Raw genomic sequence first — 2,877 nt, 5'->3', positions numbered from 1 at the left:
AATATATCTATCGTAACTCTACATATATCAACGATTTTTCAAATATATCTATCGTAACTCTACATATATCAACGATTTTTCAAATATATCTATCGTAACTCTACATATATCAACGATTCGACACGGAATATCGACTTACCAACAAAAAATGACAAAACAAAAAGAGAGACTGTCCAAAAGGACAACCTCTCTCTTCTTATATCAATTAAAATTTAAACTCTTGTCCAACTTCAAAGCTATCTTCTAATACAAGGATACCTTTTTCTTGTGGAGCATCTGGAAGCTCTAATTCACGTGCAGAGCAGATCATTCCAGAAGAAGGAACACCGCGAAGTTCTGCTGGTTTAATTAACATACCACTTGGCATTACAGCACCAATTTTTGCAACGACAACTTTTTGTCCTGCATCAACGTTTGGTGCACCACATACGATTTGTAATGTTTCTGTACCGATTTCTACTTTACAGATGTTTAGCTTGTCAGCATTTGGATGCTTTTCTTTTTCAGCTACATAGCCTACAACAAATTTCGGAGAAAGATCTGCTTCTACTGTTTCTTCAAAGCCATTCTTCGCTAAAATTTCGTTGATTTTCTCTACAAGCTCTTTCGTTAATGTAAGGTTGCCTGTTTCTTTTACTTCTAAGTAAGAAGATGCATTAAAGATGTTGAATCCTGCTGTTACATTGCTTTCACGATCATATACGCGTGCAACATCTCCTTTGCGATCAAAAGTACGGTTCTCTAAAGTAATATCTTGTAAGGCAACAATTAAAGTGTCACCAATTCCTTCAAGGTTGTAAAAAACGTTCACTTCGTTCATCCTTTCTCTTTTCCATCTGTCTTCTTCCGATTTTTCGCTAAAATAAAGATTGGTTCAAATTCTCCATCTTCATATACGAATGAAAGTGATGTAATCGGAACATGCCCTTCGGCAAAAAATTTCATTGTCATTTGTGCAATAATATCATAACCGATTTCGTTGACGATATCAGCAATAATTAATACATCTTGGTGAGGAACAGCAACAACCATGTCACCAGAAATCTTTTCACGCATCGATTGTAGTAACGATTCGTTTAAAATACGAGTCGCGTCATACCCATCATTTGTGTTTAAAAAGTAGAATGTATTACCCGCTACTGTGTCTTGTTTAAATTCATAACCTAATGAGCGTGCGTTGAATAATGCCATTTCACGCACTTGCTGTTCTGTAAGTTCTAATTTTTGTAATAGACGCTCATCAATTAGTCGATACGTTTTATTCGAATCTAGCGCGTAGTAAATACGTGTTTCCGCCGTATGATCCGTCATAATAAACGGATTTCCTTCTTCTGCTTGTTTCGGGAAAGAAGTAGAGCGAATAACAGGTAAAATTTTCGCTCCGCTATTTTCTTCTTTATGCATCGCAATTAGCGCTTCTTGTACGTAATAAGCAACTTCTTCAATTGCCTTTTCCTTGTTCACTTCCCATTTTGCCACAACTCCTGGAAGCGATACGTTAATACCTTTTTTGGAGTATTTTTGTTCAATACGTAAAACTTCTTTCTCACTATCATACTGAAAGTCCCATTCTGGGCGAGATAATTTCTTTATTAACTCATCTTTCATCTTTTTACTTGTCATCTTCATCTCTTTTTTCCTCCCTTCCAAAAAAATAACCTCCCCCGCGAAGGTAGAGGTTGTTTTACAATTCAATTGGCAAATTGCCTTATTTTAAACCTTCAATGAACTCTTCGATTTGTTCTTGTGTTTTACGATCTTTGTTTACATAGCGACCAGTTTCTTCACCTTTATTGTACGCTACAAAGCTCGGAATGCCAAATACGTCTAATTTTACACATAGATCAATAAACTCATCACGATCTACATAGTAAAATGAGAAATCACTATATTTCTCTTCTACTTCTGGCATAAATGGATCTACAAAGCGGCAGTCTGGGCACCATTCTGCTGAGAACATAAAGACTACATTCTCTTCATTTTTTAACTGTTGGAATTGCTCCATGCTTTCTAATGACTTCATCTATATTTCCTCCTCTAACGGGTGCATTTTTCATGTTATAATCTTTCTTTTATACTACCATACATCGCGCACGGTGCAAGGTTTATGCTTGCTTTTTGTCATACTTATATTGCCCAACTAACAACTTAACAACGTGTACAAATAATTCCGTGCGGTCGACATAATCATCTGTAAAAATACCGATAGCACCTTCGTGACTACGAATATCTTTTCGCTGCACAAACTCTTCCATCACTTCGCTTAATTCCTTACCATCTTCAAGAGGTGCTAAAAAATCGTCTGGTAACGTAATACGCGCTCCTCCGGCCACAAATACTTTCCCATCCATTGTTGCTAGCGCGCCCCAGTTACACATAAATAAACCGTGCTCCGTTTTCATTACGCCGCCTTCTAGCCCAATACCAATTGGAGCTTCTCCTTCCTCTAGCGCTCGCTTCGCTCTATTAATCGCTCCTTGCATCGTCTCTTCATCTGAGAAAGGCTGAGCTGATACTCCTGACGGAACAGAAAGAGATGTAATTTCAGCATCTTTCCAAACCTTCTCCACAGCGCCAACCTTCGTTTTATTCTTTGATCCTACTACTACTTTCATTTCGTTCACCTCTATAAAAATTCATCATTCTATTCTAATATCCCTATCAGATACGAATTAAGCATCAACCAATACCACATATCACCAAGTCATCTATTCAGCCTAAAAAAGAAGGTTTTTTCTAGCAACATTACCGTCTTCAAAAACAAAAACAAAAACAGCCTTCCTCTCACTTCCTACTTGGGGTCTTCATACATCATTCGAACACCAATTAAGCACTGACCATTCCCACTCATGGATGGGTCATCTATTCAATCTAAAA

4 protein-coding genes are annotated in these 2,877 nt (G+C 37.3%); all 4 read right to left on the bottom strand.

Features of this window, described 5'->3' with window-relative positions:
- Window positions 1–205 precede the first annotated feature (205 nt).
- The gene (gene ytpR, locus ACS2QP_RS27300) at window positions 206–820 is read right to left on the bottom strand and encodes a YtpR family tRNA-binding protein (protein WP_001006770.1); all 615 of its coding nucleotides are present in this window, start codon (window positions 818–820) and stop codon (window positions 206–208) included.
- Entirely contained in the window at window positions 817–1,629 is an 813-nt protein-coding gene (locus ACS2QP_RS27295) for a DUF1444 domain-containing protein (RefSeq protein ID WP_438883014.1), read from the bottom strand. The genes ytpR and ACS2QP_RS27295 overlap by 4 nt, the downstream gene beginning before the upstream one ends.
- Before the next feature lie 79 nt (window positions 1,630–1,708).
- The gene (locus tag ACS2QP_RS27290) at window positions 1,709–2,023 is read right to left on the bottom strand and encodes a thioredoxin family protein (protein WP_000838193.1); all 315 of its coding nucleotides are present in this window, start codon (window positions 2,021–2,023) and stop codon (window positions 1,709–1,711) included.
- 82 nt (window positions 2,024–2,105) lie between these two features.
- Entirely contained in the window at window positions 2,106–2,615 is a 510-nt protein-coding gene (locus tag ACS2QP_RS27285; protein ID WP_000869940.1) for a DUF84 family protein, read from the bottom strand.
- Between the last annotated feature and the right edge of the window lie 262 nt (window positions 2,616–2,877).

Origin of the sequence: Bacillus cereus group sp. Bce019, from assembly GCF_051781745.1 — a bacterium.
Taxonomy (GTDB): Bacteria; Bacillota; Bacilli; order Bacillales; family Bacillaceae_G; genus Bacillus_A; species Bacillus_A cereus.
The sequence above is the reverse complement of the archived record's forward strand: the minus strand, read 5'-3'. Positions and strand labels throughout refer to the sequence as shown.

Excerpts from the sequence above, each read along its gene's own strand:
- ytpR (WP_001006770.1), bottom strand. The coding sequence starts at position 820 with ATGAACGAAGTGAACGTTTTTTACAACCTTGAAGGAATTGGTGACACT.
- ACS2QP_RS27295 (WP_438883014.1), bottom strand. The coding sequence starts at position 1,629 with ATGAAGATGACAAGTAAAAAGATGAAAGATGAGTTAATAAAGAAATTA.
- ACS2QP_RS27290 (WP_000838193.1), bottom strand. The coding sequence starts at position 2,023 with ATGAAGTCATTAGAAAGCATGGAGCAATTCCAACAGTTAAAAAATGAA.
- ACS2QP_RS27285 (WP_000869940.1), bottom strand. The coding sequence starts at position 2,615 with ATGAAAGTAGTAGTAGGATCAAAGAATAAAACGAAGGTTGGCGCTGTG.